Consider the following 20,555-nt stretch of genomic DNA (forward strand, 5'->3'; position numbering starts at 1 on the left):
CCGGCCATCCTCCCTTTCCCCTGCCTCATGAGCCATCAGCCTACCTCCACCTTGCCCCGGTTCCAGGACCGGGAGCTAAGCTGGCTTTCCTTCAACTACCGCGTGCTGCAGGAGGCCCAGAACCCCCAGGTACCTCTGCTGGAGCGGCTGAAGTTTTTGGCCATCTTTTCTTCCAACCTCGACGAGTACTTCAAGGTGCGGGTAGCCACCATCCGCCGCCTGCTCAAGCTCAAGAAGAAAACCCTGGCCAAGCTGGGCGAAGACCCGGCCCAGCACTTGGATGACGTACTGCGCGAAGTAGGCCGCCAGCAGCAGGAATTCGGCAACACGTTTCGCAACCAGCTTCTGCCGGAGCTGCACGCCCAGCACATCCACCTCATCAACGAGCACGACCTCACCGACGAGCAGCGCCCGTGGGTGCAGCAGTATTTCCGGGACCGGGTGCAGGATCTGCTGTCGCCTGTTATCCTTGACGATACCCTGCACCACCTGTTTCTGAAGGACCAGACGGTGTACCTCACCTTCTTGCTGACGCAGCCCCTGCAGAAAAAGAAGGGTGAGGAGGACGAGCGGGTGCTGGTGATGGAGCTGCCCACCAAACGCCACGGCGGCCGCTTTGTGCGCCTGCCCGACCAGGGCGAGGAGCGCTACGTAATGTTTCTGGACGATGTGATTCGGTGCTGCGCAGCGGAGCTGTTTCCCCGGTTCGGGCGGGTGCAGGTGCACGCCATCAAGATTTCCCGGGATGCCGAGCTGGATATTCAGGAAGAGGTTTCGGGCAACCTGCTGGCCAAAATCAAGAGCAGCCTGCAGAAGCGCGAAACCGGCTACCCCGCCCGCCTGCTCTACGACCCGGCCATGCCCCGCGAGGTGCTGCGCGCCGTGCAGCAGAAAACCAACATCGACAAAAGTGAATTGGTGGAAGGCAGCCGCTACCACAATTTCCGGGACTTTTTCGGCTTTCCCGACCTGGGTTTGCCGCAGCTGAAGTATCCGAACCAGCCCCCCCTCAGGCATCCCACGCTGCCGCGCACCGGCTCCTTCCTGGATGCCATTGCCAAGCAGGACCACCTGTTGCACTTTCCCTATCAAAGCTACGATCTGGTGCTGCGCCTGCTGCGCGAAGCCGCCCAGGACGCGGCGGTATCCGCCATCAGCATCACGCTGTACCGGGTGGCCGACAAAAGCGAGGTAGCCAAGGCCCTGCTGAAAGCCGTGAAAAATGGCAAGCAGGTGACGGTAGTGGTAGAATTGAAGGCCCGCTTCGACGAGGAATCCAACATCAAGTGGGCCGAGAAGCTGCAGCGCGCCGGCGCCAACGTCATTTACGGGGTGCCCGAGCTGAAAGTACACAGCAAGCTGGTGCTCATTACCCGCGTCGAAAACGACCGTTCGCGCCAGTACGCCATGCTCAGTACCGGCAACTTCAACGAGGTAACCAGTGAAATCTACGCCGACCACGCCCTGCTCACCGCCGACGAGCGGCTGACCCACGAGGTAGGCCGCGTGTTCCGGTTTTTCGTGGACCGGGTGCCGCAAACCGGGTTCGAGCACCTGCTCGTGGCCCCATTTGAGCTGCGCGAAAAGCTCATTGCCCTCATCGACGAGGAAATCCGCCAGGCTCAGGCCGGAAACGACGCCTACATCATTCTCAAGCTGAACGCCCTGCAGGATGAGAGCATGATTCAGCGCCTGTATGATGCCAGCCAGGCTGGGGTGCGGGTGGAGCTGCTGATTCGGGGTATTTCGTGCGCGGTGCCCCAGGTGCCGGGCCAGAGCGAGAACCTGCACCAGCGGGGCCTTGTGGACCGCTACCTGGAGCACGCGCGGGTGTACGTATTTGGCAACGGCGGCGAGGAGAAAGTGTACGTGGCCTCCGCCGACTGGATGGTGCGCAACCTTGACCGGCGCGTGGAAGTGGCCTTCCCTCTCTACGACCCCGCGGTGCGCCAGGAAGTGCGCGACCTGCTGGACCTCCAGCGCCAGGACAACGTGAAGTCCCGCGACTTCCACAACCACTTCATCGGCCACGACGATACCCAGGCGCCCCGCATCCAGGCGCAAACGGCCACCTACGCCTACCTGAAAAAGCGCAGCACCCGCCGGCGCTAGGCGCCAGGGCACAGCGTCGGACCACCGTGCTTTCTCTTGTCCCGGCACCTGCCGGGGAGCACCCGGAAGTCACTACCGGGGCTTCGGAAGCTCTTGGCGAGGCTTCGGAAGTCGTTAGCGAATGTCCGAAAGTCGTTGGTGAATGTTCGGAAACTCCTGCCGAGGCTGCGGAAGTCATTAGTGGGAATCCGGAAGTCGTTTTAGGGGTTGTGGAAGTTACTGGCGGAAGGCCATAAGCTGGTCACAGGCATCTAAAAAGGCCCGAAGAATAGTTCTTCGGGCCTTTTTAGATGCCTGGCTTTCCTGACGAGCAGCTTACTTATTAAGCGTCTTGTTCAAAAATTTGCGCGGGGGCACAATGAACAGCTCTAGGCTGGCGTAGGGGGCGTTGGCCAGCTTGGAGTCGATGATTTTGCGCCGGTCGTTGTTGCTGCGGTCGAAGGCATCGAAGGCGTAGTTGTAGCGGTAGCCGCCTTCCACGCCAAACCAGAGGAAGTCGTAGATTTCCCGCTCCCAGCGCAGGCGGCCGCGCACCTCGGTTTCGCGCAGCTCCAGGGTGCGCAGCTGCCGGCCCTCGTCGTTGGTGATTGGCTCACGCAGCTTGATGTTGTAGCTGAGGCCATCCACGGAGTAGCCGGCAAAAAGCAGGGACCGGTCGGAAAGGTTGCGGCGCACCGTTACGCGGGCCGGAAACAGGGCCTCCACGCCCCACTTGTCATTGAAGGTGCGGTTGTAGAGCAGAGCCGGGTAGATGCTCTGCCGCCCGAAGGTGTAGCCCAGCTGCAAACCCAAACCCCAGGAAAACTGCGGGCTGCGCTTCCAGCCGTACACAAACTCCGACGACACCTTCAGGTAGTCCTTGATGCTCAGTTCCGAGGATGTGTAGTCGCCGTTCAGCTCACCTTTCACCCGAAACAAATACCAGTTAGTGGTATTCACGGGGCGGATAACGGCCAGCTGAGCGCCCAGTACTTTCAGGCCCTTGTCTTCGATATTCTGGTAGAGCTGGTAGTTGGCCGAGGGCGCAAACTGGAACTCCTCCCGCTCGTAGTTGATGCCCATCACCACCTTCAGGTGGGGGCGGTTGAGAAACGGAATGTAGCCTTTGATGATGAGGCGGGCATTTTTCGTGGCCTCGCCCTTGTAGTCCGTCAGGGTGCCCACTTTGCTGTCGGAGGCTACGTTGAAGCGCGGCATCCGCTCGTAGTGGAACACGAGGCCCTTGCTCGGGCCCATGCCTACCACCGAGGGCGTGGCAAATTCCTGGTCGCGGCCCACCTGGTCGGCCGCCACGGTATCGGAGGCCGGCGGAGCCGGAGGCGGGTACACCTGCGCCACCGCCAGCGGCCCGGCCGTCAGCAGACCAGCGGTCAGGAAGGCAGAAAAGCGTCGGCGACTTCGCGGGGCAACTAAAAACATCATGGCAGGCAAGCAAAAGAGCGGGGCTAGCCACCTGGCCGGCCCCAGGCATTAGAAGAGGAAATCGAAGCCCACGAAGACGAGGTTTTCCTCGCCCACGGAGTAGGTAGCGTTGATAACGGCCTGCTTGAGCACATCTACCCATACCCCACCGCCTACGGCCGTGTGGAAGGCTTTCAGGCCGGTGCGCTTATCCTGGGAGCTATACACGCGGGCTGCGTCGGCCAGACCCAAGATGCCGAACTTGCCGGGCACCAGATAGGCATTGAAGGTGAACAGCTGCACGCGCACTTCTCCGTTGGCGTACACCGAAGAGCGGCCGGCGAAGCGGGTGCGACGGTAGCCGCGCAGGTTGGTGGTGCCGCCCAGCGTGTTGGCCTGGTAAAAGCGGTAGTCACCCAGGTTGCGGTTGGCCCCGATGCGGCCGGCCCAGGTGAGCTGGAAGGGGAAGTTGGGCGAAAGGTAGAAGCGTACTTCCGAGGCCAGACGGCCATACTGCAGCTTTTCGCCGTTGAGCTGGCGGTTGTACTCGGCCGAGTTGTACCAGCGCAGGCCAATGCGCGGGTTCTTGGGTGAGGAGCTGGCATCCAGGTTCAGATAAGCCTTGCCGCCGAGGTAGCGGTTGTTTTGAAAATCGGAAGGGCGGATGCCCGAGGCAGCGCCGGTGTAGCCTTCATCGATGCCCTGCTGAATCTGCTGGCCCAGGTCTTCCCGGCTGATGCGCCACTGGTCGTACTGCGGGCCAAAGCCAAACTTCAGGAAGCTGAACACGTCTTTCTCCAGCATCGGCGCAAAGTTGAAGCGCGAGAAGCGGATGCGGTAGGTTTCGTTGATGTCGCGGTTGGTAATACGGTCATCGTCGGAGTCCAGCAATACGTTGCGGGTGTCGTTGCCTTTGCCGAAGTAGTTGTACAGCAGCTGTGGGCCGTAAAGCTGGCTGGTAATGTTCAGGTTCAGGTCGCCGATGACGTCGGTGAAGGTGCCGGTGTAGCGCACGTTGTAGGCCTTGCGGCTGGGGGCGTAGTTGGCGGCCAGCGTCTGCTCGGTGGCAAATGGCTCCCGCCGGAACCCGTAGGTGCGGTAGGTAGCGCCGCCGCCCACAAACAGGCCGTCGTCGATGTTGTAGCCGAAGTACAGAGCCGGGCCGAAGTAAGGCAGCTTGTAGTCCTTGCGGTCGGCGCGGTTAGGGTGGTCGTAGCGGCTCACTTCGGTGCCGGGCTCCAGGCGCAGGCGGGCTTCCTTGCCCACGTTGATGACGTTGCTGGTGTCGGCGTCGTAGATCTGGGTTTTGTGGCCCAGCCCACCCACGCGGGAGTTATCAGTGATGGAGTCGCGCTCTATGCCGCCGATAATGCGTACCACCGGCCCGCTTTTCGACTCACCCGTGACGCGGTACACGTCGTTGCCGGCAAAGCCGTAGATGCGGATATCCTTGGTCACGTCGCCGTCGAAGGTCTTATCGAAGAGCTGCTTGCTCCGCTCACCCTCCTTATTGATTTTGGTGACCGTGACGCGGGTTTTGTTGCCGGGCAGGCGCTGCACCTCAAACTGCTCGCGCTTGTCGGAGCCCTTCACCTCCACTATTTTGTCCAGCACCTCGTAGTAGTCGGCGGCCAGTTGGGGCAGCAGGTCGCGGCGGCTCTTGAGCTTGGCGGCAATTTCGGGGCCGTGCAAGCGGTAAATCTGGGGCGCCCAGTTGTCGCGCAGGGCCGAGTCAATGATGGCGTCGGTGAGGCTGGCCTTCATTTCCTGGGCAATCTTCACCCAGTCGTTCTTGCTCACTGAAGCCAGGAAGGTCCGGTCGTTGGCCAGGGCCGTGAGGTTAAGACCCTTATAGTCGGCGTAGTCCTTGCCGAAGTTCTGGAAGTTGCGGATGGCCCACTTGCGCGAAGCCAGGTACGGTAGCAGCCCGTCGCCCTTGAAAAAGGCCACGTCGCGGTCCTCGGGCACGGCCGTGAATTTCCGGTCGCCATCCTTGTCCTTGCGCTCAGCCCAGCGCCACTGGTCTTCGTGCCGGTCCCAGTCGCCAATCCACATATCGAAGAGGCGGGAACGGGCAAAGGCCTTTTCGTTAACGCGGTTGTCGTTGTCATCACGCAGGCGCTCCAGCACTTTATCGGTGCCCACCAGGTTGGTGGCGTTGCCCAGGCTTTCCACGTTGCTTTGGTCGTCCTTGGCATCTTCCTCAATAGCGGCCGGAATGTCAGCAAAACGGTCCACGTACGGCCCCAGCAGCGGGTCGCGGGGAATGTAGACGGGCGTGGGGTTGGTGTGCAGGATGCCGGCGGCCGTAGCCAGCGGCGGAATCACGAAGGAGGCATACGGGTGCTGGGCCGAAATCTGATCCTGCAGAATGTCCTTGGCGGCCGTTTCGCGCAGGGCCTCGGGCAGTACGGCGGCGGGGTCTTTGTTGAGGCTGCGCAGGGTGTAGAGGCGGCCTTCCTCGTTGCGCACTTTCAGGGAAGCCGTTTGCTTGCCACCACCCGTTTTGTAGGGCGTGAGGCCGCCGCGTTCCGTAGCCAGGTCCAGCACCGGAAACGCCACAGGTGTGGCCCACTCCTCGCGGTAATGCTCCCCAAACAGGGTTTTATGGAAACCGCCACGCTTGCTGTAGCGCGGGTTCACGGCCAGAGTTTTGGTGCTATCAGCAAAGGCCGGGCGGTTTACTTTGCCCGCATTGGCCAAACTGTCGACCACAGCCGTTTGCTGGGCGTACATGGGCGTGCGGAACACTAAGCGGCCTTTTTCGCCTTTGTCTTCGGGCACATAGTACTCCACCCATACCTCGCCGTTGTTGTAGTAGTTCACGCGGGCAAAGCCTTTCTCCTTGTCGGAGAAAAGGGCGTCGCCCCCGTCGCCGGGCTTCACGTGCTGGGTTTTGCAGCCCGAGCCGCTCACGATGTGGCTCAGGTTGCCTTCCTTGAAGTACTGAATGTTGTGCTCGTGCCCGGCGGCGTACACCACGTTGGGGTACTTGGCAAATATGTCGAGCAGGCCCTTCTTGTACTGCTGGTAGAGCGGGTGCGGAATATCCTGGCTGACGCCGCCATACTTGCGGGCAAAGGGGTAGATACTGCCGATGACGGGCAGCGGAATAAACGCGTACTTATAAACGATGCTGAGCGGGAAGAAATGGTCGGCCAGGGTGAAGTAGCCGCCGTGGATGCCGTCGGAGTACAGCGGGTGGTGGGCCACCACCATGATGTTCTTGCCCGCGTTGCGCCGGATTACGTCTTCGAGCTGGGAGAAGAAGTCGGTTTCGTCCTCTACGCCGCAGCCGCTGTTGCTGCCGTAGGGCCGCTCGTTGGTTTGCAGAAACCACTGCGAGTTGATGGCAATCATCACGATGTCGTCCTGCAGGCGCACCTCAAACGGGCCGGGGCAGGCGTCGCGCGGGATGAAAAAGTCACCGGTGTAGGCAAAGGCGGCCGAGTCCTTCTGCATGAAGTCCTCCACGAACTGCTGCTCGCGGTTCACCTGGTCCACGCTGCCTTTCAGGCCCTGTTTCCAGTCGTGGTTGCCGGGAATCATGTACTTCTCGCCGGCGTAGTTGCGCATGGTGTTGAGCTGCGCGATGATGCGCTTCTCCGACGTCTTGCGGTCCAGGGCCTTGGTTTCGGGCATCCCGTACTCGTAGATGTTGTCGCCCAGGAAGATGGTGGTGCTGCGCGAGCCCGCCGCCAGAATCTGGCGCCGCAGGAAATTAAGGGAAGGCTCACCTACCGAGTCAAGGGCGGGGGCGCCTACATCCCCAATCAGAAACACCGAGTAGCGGATGCGCGAGGTGTCGGGCGGAATTTGCTGCTCCCAGTTTTTACCCACGCCCCGATAGTTGGGACGCGTAGGATGCGGCGTTTGGGTTTTCTGAGCCCAGGCGGGCGCCGCGCTGCCCGCAAGCAGCAGGGCCAGACCCCAAAAGGCGGAAAATATCTTCATAGACAAAGGGTGATACGGCGGGCGGGAGCAACCCGGCGCGAAGGGAAGGCTACCAACGGGTCCGGCTCTGACAGGATACGGCCCCGGCAGCGCCTGCGTTGATGCTTGTGCGCTGCCGTACGCAAAGCAGCGCGGTACGGTTGGGCTGCCGGGCTTACAACCCGCCCGCCCGATTCGCGTTGTAGGCGGAAAGAACGGCTCCGCAGCGGGCCGCCGCTGCCCGCTGTCTTTTCCCCGCGCCGCCTCACTCATGGAAGCACCCGATACCCTCCCCGTCAAAAAGCCCAAGTCGGAAATCGTTAAGCAGGCCAAGGCCTACGTGGAAACGCTGTTCGAAGAAAAGCTCCCAAAACAGCTCGTGTACCACTCGCCGCGCCACACGCGCACGGTAGCCAAAGAGGCCACGGCTCTGGGCGAGGCGGCCGGCCTGTCGGCCGAAGATATAGAGGTGCTGCAGCTGGCCGCCTGGTTTCACGACACGGGCTACACAGAGGTGTATGACGGGCACGAGTTCCGCAGCATGGAGCTGGCGGCCCAGTGGCTGCAGCAGCAGCAGTATCCGGCCGAGCGTATTGCGCTGGTGCAGGAACTCATTAAAGCCACGCACCGCGACGAAACGCCCAAAACCGAGCTCCAGCAGCTCATGGTAGACGCCGACATGAGCAGCATGGGCCGGGAGGAGTTCTTTGGCAATGCCGAGCTGCTGCGTACTGAGTGGGAAACGACCCTGGGCAAAACCTACTCCAACCCCGACTGGGCCGAGTATCAGCTGGATTTTCTGTCGTCGGCGCATTTCTATTCCGATGCGGGCAAGGAGCGGTACCGCAAGCAGTTCAAGGCCAACATCAAGGAGCAGCGCGACCTGCTCAAGAAGATGGAGAAAAAGGCAAAGAAAAAAGAGGAAGAGCAGGTTGAGAACTTCGCCGAGGGCAAGCGGGGCGTCGAAACCATGTTTCGCTCTACCTACGGGCAGCACATCCAGCTCTCGGGCATGGCCGACCAGAAGGCCAACATGATGATCAGCTTGAACACAGTGATGCTGTCGGTTATCATCACGTACCTGGGTGCCAAAACCTCCCAGGTAGGCCCGGCCTTTACCAAAAACCCCATCCTGGCCATACCTATGGGCTTGCTGGTAGCCACGGCCCTGGGCTCGGTGGTCACGGCCATCCTTTCGGCCCAGCCCGACGTGACCAGCTTTAAGTGGCTGCGCCGTTCCCCGCAGATTGCCACCAACCGCCGGGTGAACCTGCTGTTTTTCGGCAACTTCACCACCCTCTCGCTCGACAACTTTCAGGCGGGCATGCACGAGCTGATGCGTAACAAGGACATGCTCTATACCAACATGATAACCGACATTTACTATCTGGGCGAAGTCCTCTCGCGCAAATACCGGCTGCTGCGCATCAGCTACACCATCTTCATGGTCGGCCTGATCCTGACGGCCATTTCCTTCGGTATCGTGCTGCTGTATAAGATGTAAGCATAAGATGTAAGCCCGCATAGTTTTCTGGTTGGCCGGCCGCCTTGTCATGGCCGAAAGCCAGAAAGCATCTAGCCATTCAACCACCCAACCAGAAACCCATTCAGCCATTCTCCCCCTTCCGCAGACGGCGGCAGAGGCCGGCCAGGGTGTGGGCCGAGGAGCCCAGCAGCCGGTGCAGCCGCCGCAGCTGCCCGAAGCGCACCAGTCGGCTGGTGGCGGCTACGTGTCCGTACCGAAACTCCAGCGTGAGGAGGCAGGCGTGGTCGGATATTTCTTCCAGAAAAAAGAATAGCAGCGAGTTCGGAAACATGCGGAAGTGCGCAATCTTCTCCACGTATTCCAGCCGCTCGGCACCCACAAAGTGCTGCACCGCCTGAAAATCGACCTGTCCACGGTTGAGTCCTACTTTGTAGGTGCTGCCCAGGCGGTTGCTTTTCGTTACATCATACTGCACGCCGTGGGCCCCGGTAAGCCAGTGCGGGCGCAGCCGCAGGTTGCTCACCACGCGCAGCGCGTAGGCCGCCGCCACAGGCAGCACGCGCCGCACCTGCACGGCGTTGGAGCTTCCCTGGCCGCCTAAATCAGCGCCCTGCACCAGCAGGCGCAGCGGGGTGAGGAGAGCATAGCGGTACGGAATGTCGCCCAGGTAAGCGTAGGAACTCACGCCAGCCAGCAGGCGCGTCCAGGTGAAGGCCGCGCGCACGGCCGCTACCGACTGCGTGGCCAGGTACTGTTGGGAAAGCAGCACGTACTCGTCGCCCACTACATCGTTTTTCAAAAGCCGGTGCACGATGATGACGTCGCGGCCCATGAGTTTGGTGTGCTCCCGAATGCGGGCCACATGTACCGGCCCGTAGTGCACAATCATTTTGAGCGTGAGGGCATGCTCGCGCACCACGGCCGCCAGCTGCGAGTCGGTGTCGCGCTCAATCAGGCGCAGGTAGTTCTGAAAATCCAGAAACACGCGGCGGCACTGCTGCACCAGCTCGGCAATGGAAGGCGGCGGCCCCAGCCGGTAGAATAGGATGGCGTCGCCCTGGATTTCGTTGACCTGCATGTTCAGCAGGTTGGCTTCGATGAGGATTTCCAGCAGATCGGCAATCAGCCAGGGGCCCCGGTCATTGCCGGACTCTTCGATAAAGCGCGTGAAGCCGCTGATATCGGGGATAAACAGCAAAGCCGGCTGAGCTGCGGCTTGCGGGGCGTCGGCCTGGGCGCGGCGCTGGCCCGCTATTTTGCGGGCCGTCCGCAGTTCATCGAGCAGCCCCATACCCCCGGCCACCGGCCGCAGCCGAAGAAAGAAATACGGCCCGGCACGATGGGCAGGCGGAGGCTGGTTTGGGTTCCATGGTTCTTTCCGGTTACTTTGCAGAAGCTGCGTTGTCTGGCCCCGTAGTTCAACGGATAGAATAGAAGTTTCCTAAACTTTTGATGTGGGTTCGATTCCCGCCGGGGCTACAATTTTATCGATATTATATCCGTTATGCTATTTTTTACCACTTCAACGGCTGTTTCTATAGACCCTGCATGATACGAATCATTCTGACGGATGACCACACGTTGCTGCGCAACGGCCTGCGGGCCCTGCTGGCCCGGGTGGAAGAAGTGGAAGTAGTGGGGGAGGCTGCCAACGGGCAGGAATTACTGGATATGCTGAGCACTACCCCGGCCGATGTGGTGCTGATGGATGTGGGCATGCCCGTGCTCGACGGACTGGCCACGCTGCCGTTTCTGCGCCAGCGTTTTCCCGAAGTGAAAGTACTGGCTTTATCAATGCTCGACCAGGAGGAGGACGTAAGCCAGATGCTGGCGGCCGGAGCCGTAGGCTATGCCCTCAAAACCGCCGACGCCGACGAGCTGGCTTACGCTATCCGCACGGTAGCGGCGGGCAAGCCCTTTCTGAGCTCCATCATTGGCCTCAATGCGCTGGCCCGGCTGCACGTTATGGCCCCGCGCAAGCCCGCGCCTCATATTCCCGAGCTTTCGGCCCGCGAGCTGGAAATCCTGGAGCTTATCGGGGAAGGCCTGACCAGCGGGGAAATTGCCGATCAGCTGTTTACCAGCAAGCGTACCGTCGAAACCCACCGGCTGAACATTCTGGACAAGCTACAGGTGAAAAACACAGCGGCCCTCATCAAGTATGCCGTGCGCCAGGGGCTGATTGTATAGACTCCCGCACTTCTGAAAAGAGTAGGCACAAAAAAGGGCTGGCAGAAACTGCCAGCCCTTTTCGTTCCTTGTGCACATAAACCAAGTACCTAGGATGATGGGGTTAAGAATACAATACTTATAAAACGTCCGATACCTTTTACAGAGCAGTAGTTGAACCAGATGCTACGCTTTTGCCTGGCGTAGTTGATACTGCATAGTTCCGCAAAAGGCGCCGTCATTTCGTCAGCATTCCTACGTATTCGCAGCAGGTATTTGTACGTATTTTTAAGTTTGACTTCCCAGCCATGTGACTAAAAAGCCCGCCAAGTATGGTTATTCCAGGCAGATACAGAAGCTAACCAGCAAAGCTAAATCAAATACAAACGCTTGTTGCCAAGCGCCTTGCAATGCTTCCAACAAAGAAACACTGTTAGCTGGGACGCCCCTCCTCCGACTTCCCGCCCAGCTTTTGCGTAAGCTCGCACAGCCATTCCGCACGTCTATGAACTCAGCTCCCCTCTCCGGCCTCTACGCCTCCTCGCTCAGCCTGCTCACCGACCTCTACCAGGTAACCATGGCCTACGGCTATTGGAAGCAGGGCCTGCAGGACCGCGAGGCGGTCTTTCACCTGTACTTCCGCAAGGCGCCATTCGGGGGGGGCTATGCCGTGGCGGCCGGCCTGGCCTACGTCGTCGATTTTCTCTCCACCCTTCGTTTCTCAGATGATGACCTCGCCTACCTCGGCAGCCTGCAAAGCGCCAAGGGCACCCCTATGTTTCCGCAGGAGTTCCTGACTTACCTGCGGGAGCTGAAGTTCACCTGCGACGTGGACGCCATTGCCGAGGGCACCGTGGTGTTTGGCAACGAGCCGCTGATTCGGGTGCAGGGGCCGCTGCTGCAGGCGCAGCTGGTAGAAACTGCCTTGCTTACCCTGGTTAATTTCCAGACACTTATTGCCACCAAAGCCGCCCGCATCCGTGAGGCAGCCGGTCAGGATACCGTGCTGGAATTTGGCCTGCGCCGCGCCCAGGGGCCCGATGGGGGCCTGAGTGCCAGTCGAGCCGCTTACCTGGGCGGGGCCGATGCTACCTCCAACGTGCTGGCCGGGCAGCGCTTTGGCATTCCGGTGAAAGGTACGCACGCCCACAGCTGGGTTATGGCTTTCGAAGATGAGCCTACTGCTTTTGCCGCATACGCCGAGGCATTTCCTGATGATTCCGTTTTCCTGGTAGACACTTACGATACGCTGGAGGGCGTACGCCACGCCATCAAAGTGGCTCGCGACCTGCGCGCCAACGGCCACGAGCTGGGCGGCATCCGCCTCGACTCGGGCGACTTGGCTTACCTCAGCCGCGAGGCCCGGGCCTTGCTCAATGAGGCGGGTTTCGAGAACGTACGCATCGTGGCCAGCAACGACCTGGAGGAAAACCTCATTACCAGCCTTAAGCAGCAGGGGGCCCGTATCGACACCTGGGGCATCGGTACCCAGCTCGTGACGGCCTACGACCAGCCGGCCCTGGGAGGCGTGTACAAGCTGGCCGCTCTGCGCAAACCCGACGATTCCGGCTGGGACTTCACCATCAAGCTCTCCGAGCAGCTGGCTAAAACCAGTATTCCCGGCATTCTGCAGGTGCGACGCTACGAAACCGAGAAGGGCCAGCCCCGCGCCGACATGCTTTATAACGCCGCTGAGCCCCTCCCCGACCAGCTCACTCTCGTAGACCCGCTGGATGCTACCCGCCGCCGCCCCGTACGCCCCGACGCGCAGTACCGGGAGCTGCTGGCGCCCATTTTCCGGCGCGGCGAACTTGTGCATCAACTGCCCACGCTGTCGGATAGCCGCGCCTACGCCCAGCGCGAGGTACAAAGCCTCGACCCCAGCATCCGCCGCTTCCTCAACCCGCACGTGTACCCGGTGGGGCTGGAAGAGTCGCTCAATACCTTCCGCACGAACCTGATTCTGTCGAAGCGGCCCCAACGGCCTGCCTAGAAGTTTACCTTATAGCGGCCGCGCACCGGACCGTTGCAACAGAAACATTATTACATCAAAAGGCCCGCTACCAGAAAAGTAGCGGGCCTTTTGCATAGCAGCGCGTCGGCCGCAGAAACAGCTACTTGGTGGTGACGATAACCACACCTTTGCGGCCTTTGGCGCCGTACTGCTTTTCGGCGTCGGCCCCCTGCAGGATGCGCATTTCTTTGATGGTTGATTCCGGGATTTTCCGCAGCTCCGCTTCAGTGGTTTCCTGGCCATTCACCAGAGTAAGCGCTTCTTTGAGGTCCACTTTCTGCTTCGGTGCCACGGCAGCTATGCGCTGGTTCAGCTCCCGCACGGCCGCGGAGTTGCTCTTGGCCTTGGTGGTGATGACTACCACACCATCCGCGGCTTTGTCGCCGAATAATGCACGGGCCGGCTCCCCCTTGAACACCTGCAGATCTGCATAATCATTTGGGTTAAGCTTGTCGACCTCGCTTTTGGAAGTGACTTTGCCATCCACGTAATACAGCGGCTCTACGGTCACTGCGGCTACTGGCTCGCCTTTCTCCGTGAACAGCACCTTTTCCGGACGGCGGCCAATGGCAATTTCGGCCAGGTAGCGCAGGTTGGAGCCATCAGCCGCCCGCACTTCCGATACGCCAATGAGCCGGTAGCCGGGATACTGCTTCACGATGTGCGCCAGCGCGGCCGGCGGCAGGGCACTGATGGTCGTGGGCGTCGTGACATCGGAGGCCGAAGCCGCGGCTTTGGTAACGGGAGCAAGAATAGCCGCGGCCCTCTCGGGCGCGGAGAAGCTCAGCAGGGCCAGGGCCAGGGGCAGCACCAGCAGATAGCGGGCCGCCTGCCGATGGGAAGATTTTTGGGCGTTCATCATCTGGATACGGGTTTTAAGCATGAGAAAAGAGAAAGGCGTTACCAGCGCCGGGCCCGGCGCCAGGGTGCTGAGCCGCACGAGGCTGTACTGGTACTGCTTGGCATCCACCTGCCCGGCCCGCAGCACGGCCGCATCGGTGATGAACTCCAGGTTTTCCTGCATGGCCCGTAGCAGCAGCCAGGGGCCGGGCCCAAACCAACCCACAATCCGCAGCCCGTGGCCCAAGAGAACATCCAGCGTGTGCCACTGCCGCACGTGTATCTGCTCGTGCAGCAGAATAGCCGGCAGTTCCGCGGGACCGTGCTGGGCGGGGTTCAGGTAAATCGTTTGCCAAAAGGAAAAGGGGTTGACATCGGCGGCTACCTCCCGGAAGGGCACACCCGCCGCAGCCGCCGGCCGCGAGGCCCGGTGCATACCCGCCAACGAGGCCCCCTGCAGCAACAGCCGTAGCGTGAGCAGCCCTACCCCGGTCCAGTATGCTCCCAGCAGCCAGAATTCGTAATTCGGGCCGGCAGCAGGCTCGGGGGCTCCCGCATTGCCCGGCAATGCCCAGACCGGAAAAACCACTTGCCGGAGTACTGCCGGCTGCGGCAGCACCACCGTCACGTCGAGCAGCGGGTACAGCATCGAGAAGCCACCAGCAACTAGCAGATAGGCTCGGTTGAGCTGATGAAACGTAAGGCGGCGCAGCAAAGCGTAGTATAAACCCAGTAGCAGCAGCAAGACCCCATTGGCTTTCAGCAAATACAAGAGCAGGTCCGGTATCATTTCTGGGGCGGCTTCTGGCGCTCAATCAGCTCAATGATTTCCTGCAGCTCCTGGGCGCTGATTTTCTGATCCTGCGCGAAAAAGGAAACTAATTCCTTGTAGGAGTTCCTGAAATAGTCGCCCACGAAGGTGCCCAGAAACCGCTTGCGGTACTCTTCGGCTGGTATCAGGGGCGTGAAGCGGAAGGTATTGCCGAGCTTTTCGCCGCGCAGGTACCCTTTACGCTCCAGGTTACGCACCGTAGAAGCCAGCGTAGTATAGGGTGGCCGGGGTTCAGGCAGCTGCTCCAGCACCTCCTTGATGAAGCCGCCGTTCAGTTGCCAGAAAACCCGCATGGCGTCTTCTTCGGGTTGGGTAAGTCGTTCCATTCTGCTTTTACGATTATTTCGTAATACTACGAACTATTCGTAAATACAAACACAAACCTGCCCGATATTTTTTTACTGACAAAGAAAAAGTCACGCTGCAGGCTGCAGCGTGACTTTTTCTTTACGGGCGTATTCCACAAGTTTTGCCGAAGCAAGTCTATCGGCCTCTCATGCCCGGTAATATTTACCTCAGCGAAGGCGGCCTTACCGTTGGCTGCTTCTCCCGGCCTCTCTACCGCCTTGGCTTGGCCCGCAGATACTGGTCGGGCCAGGCTACCTCGGCATCCAGCTCGTGAGCCGCGTGCAGCGGGAAGTACGGGTCACGCAGCAGCTCACGGGCTAGCAGTACCAGATTAGCCTGCCCGGTGGCAATGATAATTTCTGCTTCGGCCGCCGAGGTAATAAGGCCCACGGCGCCGGTTGGCAAGCCGGTTTCGCGCCGGATGCGTTCGGCAAACTGCACCTGATAGAGCGGACCCACTGGAATAGCGGCCTGCGGTACGTTTCCTCCGGTAGAACAGTCTATCAGATCTACACCCTTGGTCTTGAGCACACTTGCCAGCGTTACGGAGTCCTCATCGGTCCAGCCGCCAGGCGTCCAGTCGGTAGCGGAAATGCGCACCAGCAGCGGCAGCTCCTCGGGCCACACGGCGCGGGTGGCCGCCACCACTTCCAGCAGCAGCCGGATGCGGTTTTCAAAAGAGCCGCCGTAGGCATCGGTGCGCTGGTTGCTGAGCGGCGACAGGAACTCGTGCAGCAGGTAGCCGTGGGCCGCGTGCAGCTCAATCACCTGGTAGCCCGCCAACAGCGCCCGCTGAGCTGCTGCCCGAAAATCGTCCACCAGCCGCTGGATTTCGGCTAGAGAAAGTGCCTGGGGCGCGGGCTCATCAGTGGTGAAGGGTACGGCGCTGGGGGCCACGGTTGTCCAGCCCCCATTTGCCTCGGGCACCACGGCCCCACCCTGCCAGGGGCTGGCGTGGCTGGCCTTGCGGCCGGCGTGGGCCAGCTGAATTCCGGCCACGGCCCCCTGGGCTTTGATGAAATCGGTGATGCGGCGCAGAAAGGGCACGTGCTCATCCTGCCAGATGCCCAGGTCGGCGGGGGTGATGCGGCCTTCCGGCGCCACGGCCGTGGCTTCCTGAATGACCAGCGCGGCCCCGCCCACTGCCCGGCTTCCCAGATGCACCAGGTGCCAGTCGTTGGCGAAGCCGTCGGTGGCACTATACATGCACATGGGCGATACCGCAAGGCGGTTTTTCAGCGTAAGGCCGCGCAGGGCAAGCGGCGTAAATAAAGCAGCCATAAGAGGAAAAAGTCTACGGAGTGAAGTCCGTTTAAACCCTCGAAGGAGCCACCAGGTTTTACCGGCTGACTTAAAACCATCTGGCCCGGTAACGGGTATGCACAAAGCCGCTCCCTCAAGTCGGCTTCCCTGTATGCGCACGATTAAACAACTGCACCGCGCCCAGAGCGCGCCCATTGCCGACCTAGTAACGTACCGCGCCCTGCCTACGCGGGCCGTGGAGCACCTCGACCCGTTTCTGTTTCTCAACCACCACGGCCCGCAGGTGTACCGGCCCCACAACCAGGGTTTGCCGTTCGGCCCGCACCCGCACCGGGGCTTCGAGACGGTGACGTTCATCCTGGAAGGCGACATCATGCACCAGGATAGCGGCGGGCACCAGAGCGTGATTGAAGCCGGCGGCATTCAGTGGATGACGGCGGGCCGGGGGTTGATTCACTCCGAAATTTCTTCCGACGCCTTCAAGCAAACCGGCGGGCCGCTGGAAATCCTGCAGCTATGGGTGAACCTGCCCGCCAAAGACAAAATGGTGGAGCCGAAGTACCTCGGCCTGCAACGGGCGCAGATTCCGGCTGTTTCGCTGGATGAAGGCCGAGTGCAGCTCCACGCGGTTTCGGGCGGCTGGAGCGGCACGGCGGGCGCAGTCAGTTCGCCCGCGGGCATCAACCTGGCTACGGTGAATTTCCGGCAGGGCGGCAAGCTGGACCTGTCCGTTCCCGCCGAGCACACCGTTTTCTTTTACGTTATTCGGGGGAAGCTGCGCGTGAACGGGCAGGAAGCCGAAGCCCGCCAGCTGGTGGAGTTCAACTACGACGGCGACGACCTGACCGTGGAGGCCCTGACGGATGACACGGTGCTGCTGCTGGGCCACGCCCGCCCGTTTGGGGAGCCGATTGTGGCCTATGGGCCCTTCGTGATGAACTCCGAAGCCGAAATCCGCCAGGCCTACGCCGATTACCAGGCCGGCAAGTTCGGCACCTGGCACGAGTAGCCGGTCTTATAGGAACGGTCAGTCAAGCCGCTTTTCGTAGCAAAAAAAGCGCAGGCCCGGCCGAAACGCCAGCGTGATTTCACCCGCAAACCGGTAGCCCAGCTTAGGAAATAGCCGCTGCGTGGCCTGGTTTTCGGAGTTGGTATCTACGCGCAGGCTGCGGAGGCCGCGCTGCCGAGCCAGCTCTTCGGCTTGCTCCAGCAGCGCGGCGGCCAGCCCCAGGCCCTGGGCGGCCGGGTCCACGGCCAGCCGGTGCGTGACGATGGCCAGTTCCGCCGCGTCCCAATCGGCCTGGGCATACTCTGGGTCCTGGTCGATTGTGAGAGCAGCCACGGCTCTTACCTGACCGGCGTGTTCCGCCACCCACAGCTGCTGCCGGCTGATATCCTCCCTGAATACAGCCTCGTTCGGGTAAGAATCGGTCCACTGGAAGTTGCCGGCCACGTGCATCAGCGGCACCACGCGCTGCACCAGCTGGATGATGGCGCGCAAATCGGCTTCGGTGGCTAAGCGAATAATTGGCATCCTGATACTGGCATGAGTTAATGAATGGGCAGAACGTCGGGGCTGGCCTCGGGCGTATGGACGGGCTGGCGGTAGTGGGCCAGGGAGCGGAGCGAAAACAGCAGCCCGGCCAGCGCCAACAACGAGCCCAGCACGAACGGTGCCCCCGGGAAATGCACGGGCGCCGTGGGCCGGGTGAAGTAGGCAAACAGGTTGGTCATCACCAGCGGGCCGATGATGGACGTGAGGCTGATGAGGCTGGTGAGGCCGCCCTGCAGCTCGCCCTGCTCGTTGGCCGGTACCTGGCTGGAAATAATGCCCTGCAGCGCCGGCCCCGTAATGCCGCCCAGGCAGTAGGGCACCAGAAACAGGAACATCTGCCAGCCCTGCCCCGCTACCGCAAACAGTCCCAGCCCAATGGCATACAGCAGCAGCCCCAGGAACACGGCGTTACGCTGGCCCAGCCGTGGCAGCAGCACCCGAATGAGGCCGCCCTGCACCAGGGCCGTAAGCAGCCCCACAAAGCCCAGTGAGTAGCCTACCCAGTCTTCCGTCCACTTAAACTTAAGCATGGTGTAGAACGTCCACGTCGACTGCACGGAGTGAGCCCCGATGTACACCAGCACCAGCGTGACGACCAGCCCGGCTATTACGGGGTAGCGGCGCAGCTGCAGCAAGGAGCCGACGGGGTTGGCCCGTTTCCATTCGAAAGGCCGGCGGTTGCTCGATGCCAGAGACTCGGGCAGCACGAAGTAACCGTAGAGGAAATTGAGCAGACTCAGGCCGGCCGCCACGATAAACGGCACGCGCGGCCCCCAATGGCTGAACAGCCCGCCCAGCGTAGGCCCCACAATAAACCCCAGTCCAAATGCGGCCCCTACCATGCCGAAGTTCTGGGCGCGCTTTTCGGGCGTGCTGATGTCGGCAATGTAGGCGGTGGCAGTGGTGAAGCTGGCCCCGGCCACACCCGCAATCAGCCGGCCCAGAAACAGCCAACCGATGCTGGGCGCCAGGGCCAGAAAAATGTAGTCGATACCCAAACCCAGCAGGGAAAAGAGCAGCACGGGCCGCCGGCCGTACCGGTCGCTGAGGCCGCCCAGCACCGGGGAGCACAGGAACTGCATGGCCGCGTAGGCAAACGTGAGCCAGCCCGCATACTGCGAGGCCTGGCTGAGCCCCCCGCCCGTCAGTTCCTCAATAAGGCGGGGTAGCACCGGAATGATGATGCCCAGCCCAATAACATCGACCAAAATGGTAATGAAGATAAAGCTCAGCGCGGCTTGTCCTTTGGCCATAGCGGAAGGGTCGAAAATCAATGTATATACAACGGCCGGCGCAGTGCCTGCCAGGGCGGGCAAGCCCGCTTCGGCTATTCCGGTTAGCTACGGAGAAGGCAGCCCGGGCAAAGGTACCCGCTTTGCCCAGGAATAACAGCAGGCTTTTCTGTGAAGTACAGCACAGTTACCGCCGCATCTGCCAGTTGTGCACTTACTATTCATATTAGCGCCATTCTGTCCGAACGACGGGGCCGGCCGTAGCTGCGTCACCGTCATTGTGGCTGAATCTCAGCCCGAAAGCTGTTGGTACATGGTTTGCATACTCCTTTCCGAATCAAGAAAGGAACCAACCCCATGAAGCTCATCAGCCAGGAATTTATTCGCAACCTCGTCCCGCAACTCGACCTGCTCAACACGCTGGGTGGGGGCGTTGCGCAGGCCACGATGCGGATAGACAAGCGCGAGAAGGGCGTTGTTATCCGGGTAGCTGCCCCATCGGTGCAGCCCGATAATTTCCACGTTGTTCTCAACAATCAGCACCTCACCGTGTACGGCGAATACCGCCACGAGCCGGAAGCGCCGCTGGCGGCTCCGCTGTTCGTCCGCTCCCTCGACCTGCCCGACACGCTGGACCTCACGCGCATCGACGCCGTGCACGAAGGCCGTGAGCTGCTCGTGCGCATCCCCTATAAGGACTCCACCAGCCACCCGCGCGAAATCAACATCCGTCACCGGTAACCCGCCGCAACTCAGCGGCTTTCTATACCGCCGGCACCAACCGGCCCCTTGGTTTCATCAGCCACTGCCCCAGGCAGTGGCTTTTTCATGCCCGAAAGATTCGGTTGCCTGTTATCCGTTACCGGTTGTCAGGTTTTGTCATGCTGACCTCGACAATGAGGTAGAGATGCTTCGGCCCCGCTCAGCAGGCCGTTGTTTTATCAACAGGCAACTCACCACGGGCAACTGGTAACCGGCAACAGTAAGCTACCCGAACAATGGAATGAGCAGCACAAAGCCGGTGACTAGCGCCAGGTAGAACCAGCCCATAATCTGGCCGCGGTAGCGCCGGGGCAGGCGGTTACTGAGCATCAGCATGGCCACGATGAGCAGCGTGAGGTGTAACAGCAGAAAAACCACCGTTTTCACCCAGTTGCTGACAATGGTATTTTCGGGCTGCAGCTGGTTGGTTTCGCCCAGGCTGGCAGTCAGCAGGCGCAACAGGTAGTAGGCCCCGGTTTCGAACGCCAGAAACCCCAGCAACCCGAGTGCCAGCGCCCCCCAACCCGATTTTTCAGTTACATCTTTCATAGCAATACCCCAACGGCTCCGCGAAAGAACAAAAAAGCCAGCCGCTTTATGCGACCAGC

15 protein-coding genes and 1 tRNA gene are annotated in these 20,555 nt (G+C 60.9%); 7 read left to right on the forward strand and 9 right to left on the reverse strand.

What is annotated here, in order from left to right:
• The first annotated feature begins 27 nt into the window (after positions 1–27).
• Complete coding sequence (ppk1, locus tag I5L79_RS16885) at positions 28–2,112, forward strand: polyphosphate kinase 1 (protein WP_196956247.1); 2,085 nt, start codon at positions 28–30, stop codon at positions 2,110–2,112.
• Between the two features lie 315 nt (positions 2,113–2,427).
• On the opposite strand, the gene I5L79_RS16890 is transcribed toward ppk1, so the two are convergent.
• Together I5L79_RS16890 and I5L79_RS16895 are read right to left on the reverse strand one after the other, a co-directional pair.
• Positions 2,428–3,534 carry a DUF6268 family outer membrane beta-barrel protein gene (locus I5L79_RS16890; protein WP_196956248.1) on the reverse strand — a complete coding sequence of 369 codons (1,107 nt, stop codon included), beginning with the start codon at positions 3,532–3,534 and terminating at the stop codon, positions 2,428–2,430.
• A 48-nt stretch (positions 3,535–3,582) separates the two neighbouring features.
• Complete coding sequence (locus I5L79_RS16895) at positions 3,583–7,467, reverse strand: metallophosphoesterase (RefSeq protein ID WP_196956249.1); 3,885 nt, start codon at positions 7,465–7,467, stop codon at positions 3,583–3,585.
• Positions 7,468–7,717: 250 nt separating this feature from the next.
• Between I5L79_RS16895 and I5L79_RS16900 the strand changes: the two genes are divergently transcribed.
• Positions 7,718–8,950: a Pycsar system effector family protein gene (locus tag I5L79_RS16900; RefSeq protein ID WP_196956250.1), complete on the forward strand. Its 1,233-nt coding sequence runs from the start codon at positions 7,718–7,720 to the stop codon at positions 8,948–8,950.
• 103 nt (positions 8,951–9,053) lie between these two features.
• Here the strand turns inward: I5L79_RS16900 and I5L79_RS16905 are convergent, their stop codons facing one another.
• Positions 9,054–10,223: a DUF2652 domain-containing protein gene (locus I5L79_RS16905; protein ID WP_196956251.1), complete on the reverse strand. Its 1,170-nt coding sequence runs from the start codon at positions 10,221–10,223 to the stop codon at positions 9,054–9,056.
• Positions 10,224–10,339: 116 nt separating this feature from the next.
• Here I5L79_RS16905 and I5L79_RS16910 point away from each other — a divergent pair.
• The 3 genes from I5L79_RS16910 (at position 10,340) to I5L79_RS16920 (ending at position 13,094) form a co-directional block, all read left to right on the forward strand.
• Positions 10,340–10,411 (forward strand) — tRNA-Arg (locus tag I5L79_RS16910).
• A 69-nt stretch (positions 10,412–10,480) separates the two neighbouring features.
• The gene (locus I5L79_RS16915; protein ID WP_196956252.1) at positions 10,481–11,122 is read left to right on the forward strand and encodes a response regulator; all 642 of its coding nucleotides are present in this window, start codon (positions 10,481–10,483) and stop codon (positions 11,120–11,122) included.
• Between the two features lie 484 nt (positions 11,123–11,606).
• Positions 11,607–13,094 carry a nicotinate phosphoribosyltransferase gene (locus I5L79_RS16920; RefSeq protein ID WP_196956253.1) on the forward strand — a complete coding sequence of 496 codons (1,488 nt, stop codon included), beginning with the start codon at positions 11,607–11,609 and terminating at the stop codon, positions 13,092–13,094.
• 121 nt (positions 13,095–13,215) lie between these two features.
• Here the strand turns inward: I5L79_RS16920 and I5L79_RS16925 are convergent, their stop codons facing one another.
• From I5L79_RS16925 to I5L79_RS16935, 3 genes are all read right to left on the reverse strand, one after another.
• Positions 13,216–14,745, reverse strand: coding sequence for a M56 family metallopeptidase (locus I5L79_RS16925; protein WP_196956254.1), 1,530 nt, complete (start codon positions 14,743–14,745; stop codon positions 13,216–13,218).
• A complete protein-coding gene (locus I5L79_RS16930; RefSeq protein ID WP_196956255.1) occupies positions 14,742–15,113 on the reverse strand; it encodes a BlaI/MecI/CopY family transcriptional regulator in 372 nt (123 codons plus the stop codon). Before I5L79_RS16930 ends, I5L79_RS16925 begins: the two co-directional genes overlap by 4 nt.
• A 232-nt stretch (positions 15,114–15,345) precedes the next feature.
• Positions 15,346–16,416 carry an NADH:flavin oxidoreductase/NADH oxidase gene (locus tag I5L79_RS16935; protein WP_196956256.1) on the reverse strand — a complete coding sequence of 357 codons (1,071 nt, stop codon included), beginning with the start codon at positions 16,414–16,416 and terminating at the stop codon, positions 15,346–15,348.
• 133 nt (positions 16,417–16,549) lie between these two features.
• On the opposite strand from I5L79_RS16935, the gene I5L79_RS16940 reads away from it, so the two are divergent.
• Positions 16,550–17,407: a pirin family protein gene (locus tag I5L79_RS16940; protein ID WP_196956257.1), complete on the forward strand. Its 858-nt coding sequence runs from the start codon at positions 16,550–16,552 to the stop codon at positions 17,405–17,407.
• Positions 17,408–17,425: 18 nt separating this feature from the next.
• On the opposite strand, the gene I5L79_RS16945 is transcribed toward I5L79_RS16940, so the two are convergent.
• A complete protein-coding gene (locus I5L79_RS16945) occupies positions 17,426–17,932 on the reverse strand; it encodes a GNAT family N-acetyltransferase (protein WP_196956258.1) in 507 nt (168 codons plus the stop codon).
• A 17-nt stretch (positions 17,933–17,949) separates the two neighbouring features.
• Positions 17,950–19,206: a TCR/Tet family MFS transporter gene (locus tag I5L79_RS16950; protein ID WP_196956259.1), complete on the reverse strand. Its 1,257-nt coding sequence runs from the start codon at positions 19,204–19,206 to the stop codon at positions 17,950–17,952.
• A 297-nt stretch (positions 19,207–19,503) separates the two neighbouring features.
• Here I5L79_RS16950 and I5L79_RS16955 point away from each other — a divergent pair, with 297 nt between their 5' ends.
• Positions 19,504–19,926, forward strand: a complete 423-nt coding sequence (locus I5L79_RS16955) for an Hsp20/alpha crystallin family protein (protein ID WP_196956260.1) — start codon at positions 19,504–19,506, stop codon at positions 19,924–19,926.
• A 246-nt stretch (positions 19,927–20,172) separates the two neighbouring features.
• Here I5L79_RS16955 and I5L79_RS16960 read toward each other — a convergent pair whose 3' ends face one another.
• Complete coding sequence (locus I5L79_RS16960; RefSeq protein ID WP_196956261.1) at positions 20,173–20,496, reverse strand: hypothetical protein; 324 nt, start codon at positions 20,494–20,496, stop codon at positions 20,173–20,175.
• Between the last annotated feature and the right edge of the window lie 59 nt (positions 20,497–20,555).

Origin of the sequence: Hymenobacter guriensis, assembly GCF_015773195.1 — a bacterium.
In the GTDB taxonomy this organism is placed as follows: domain Bacteria; phylum Bacteroidota; class Bacteroidia; order Cytophagales; family Hymenobacteraceae; genus Hymenobacter; species Hymenobacter guriensis.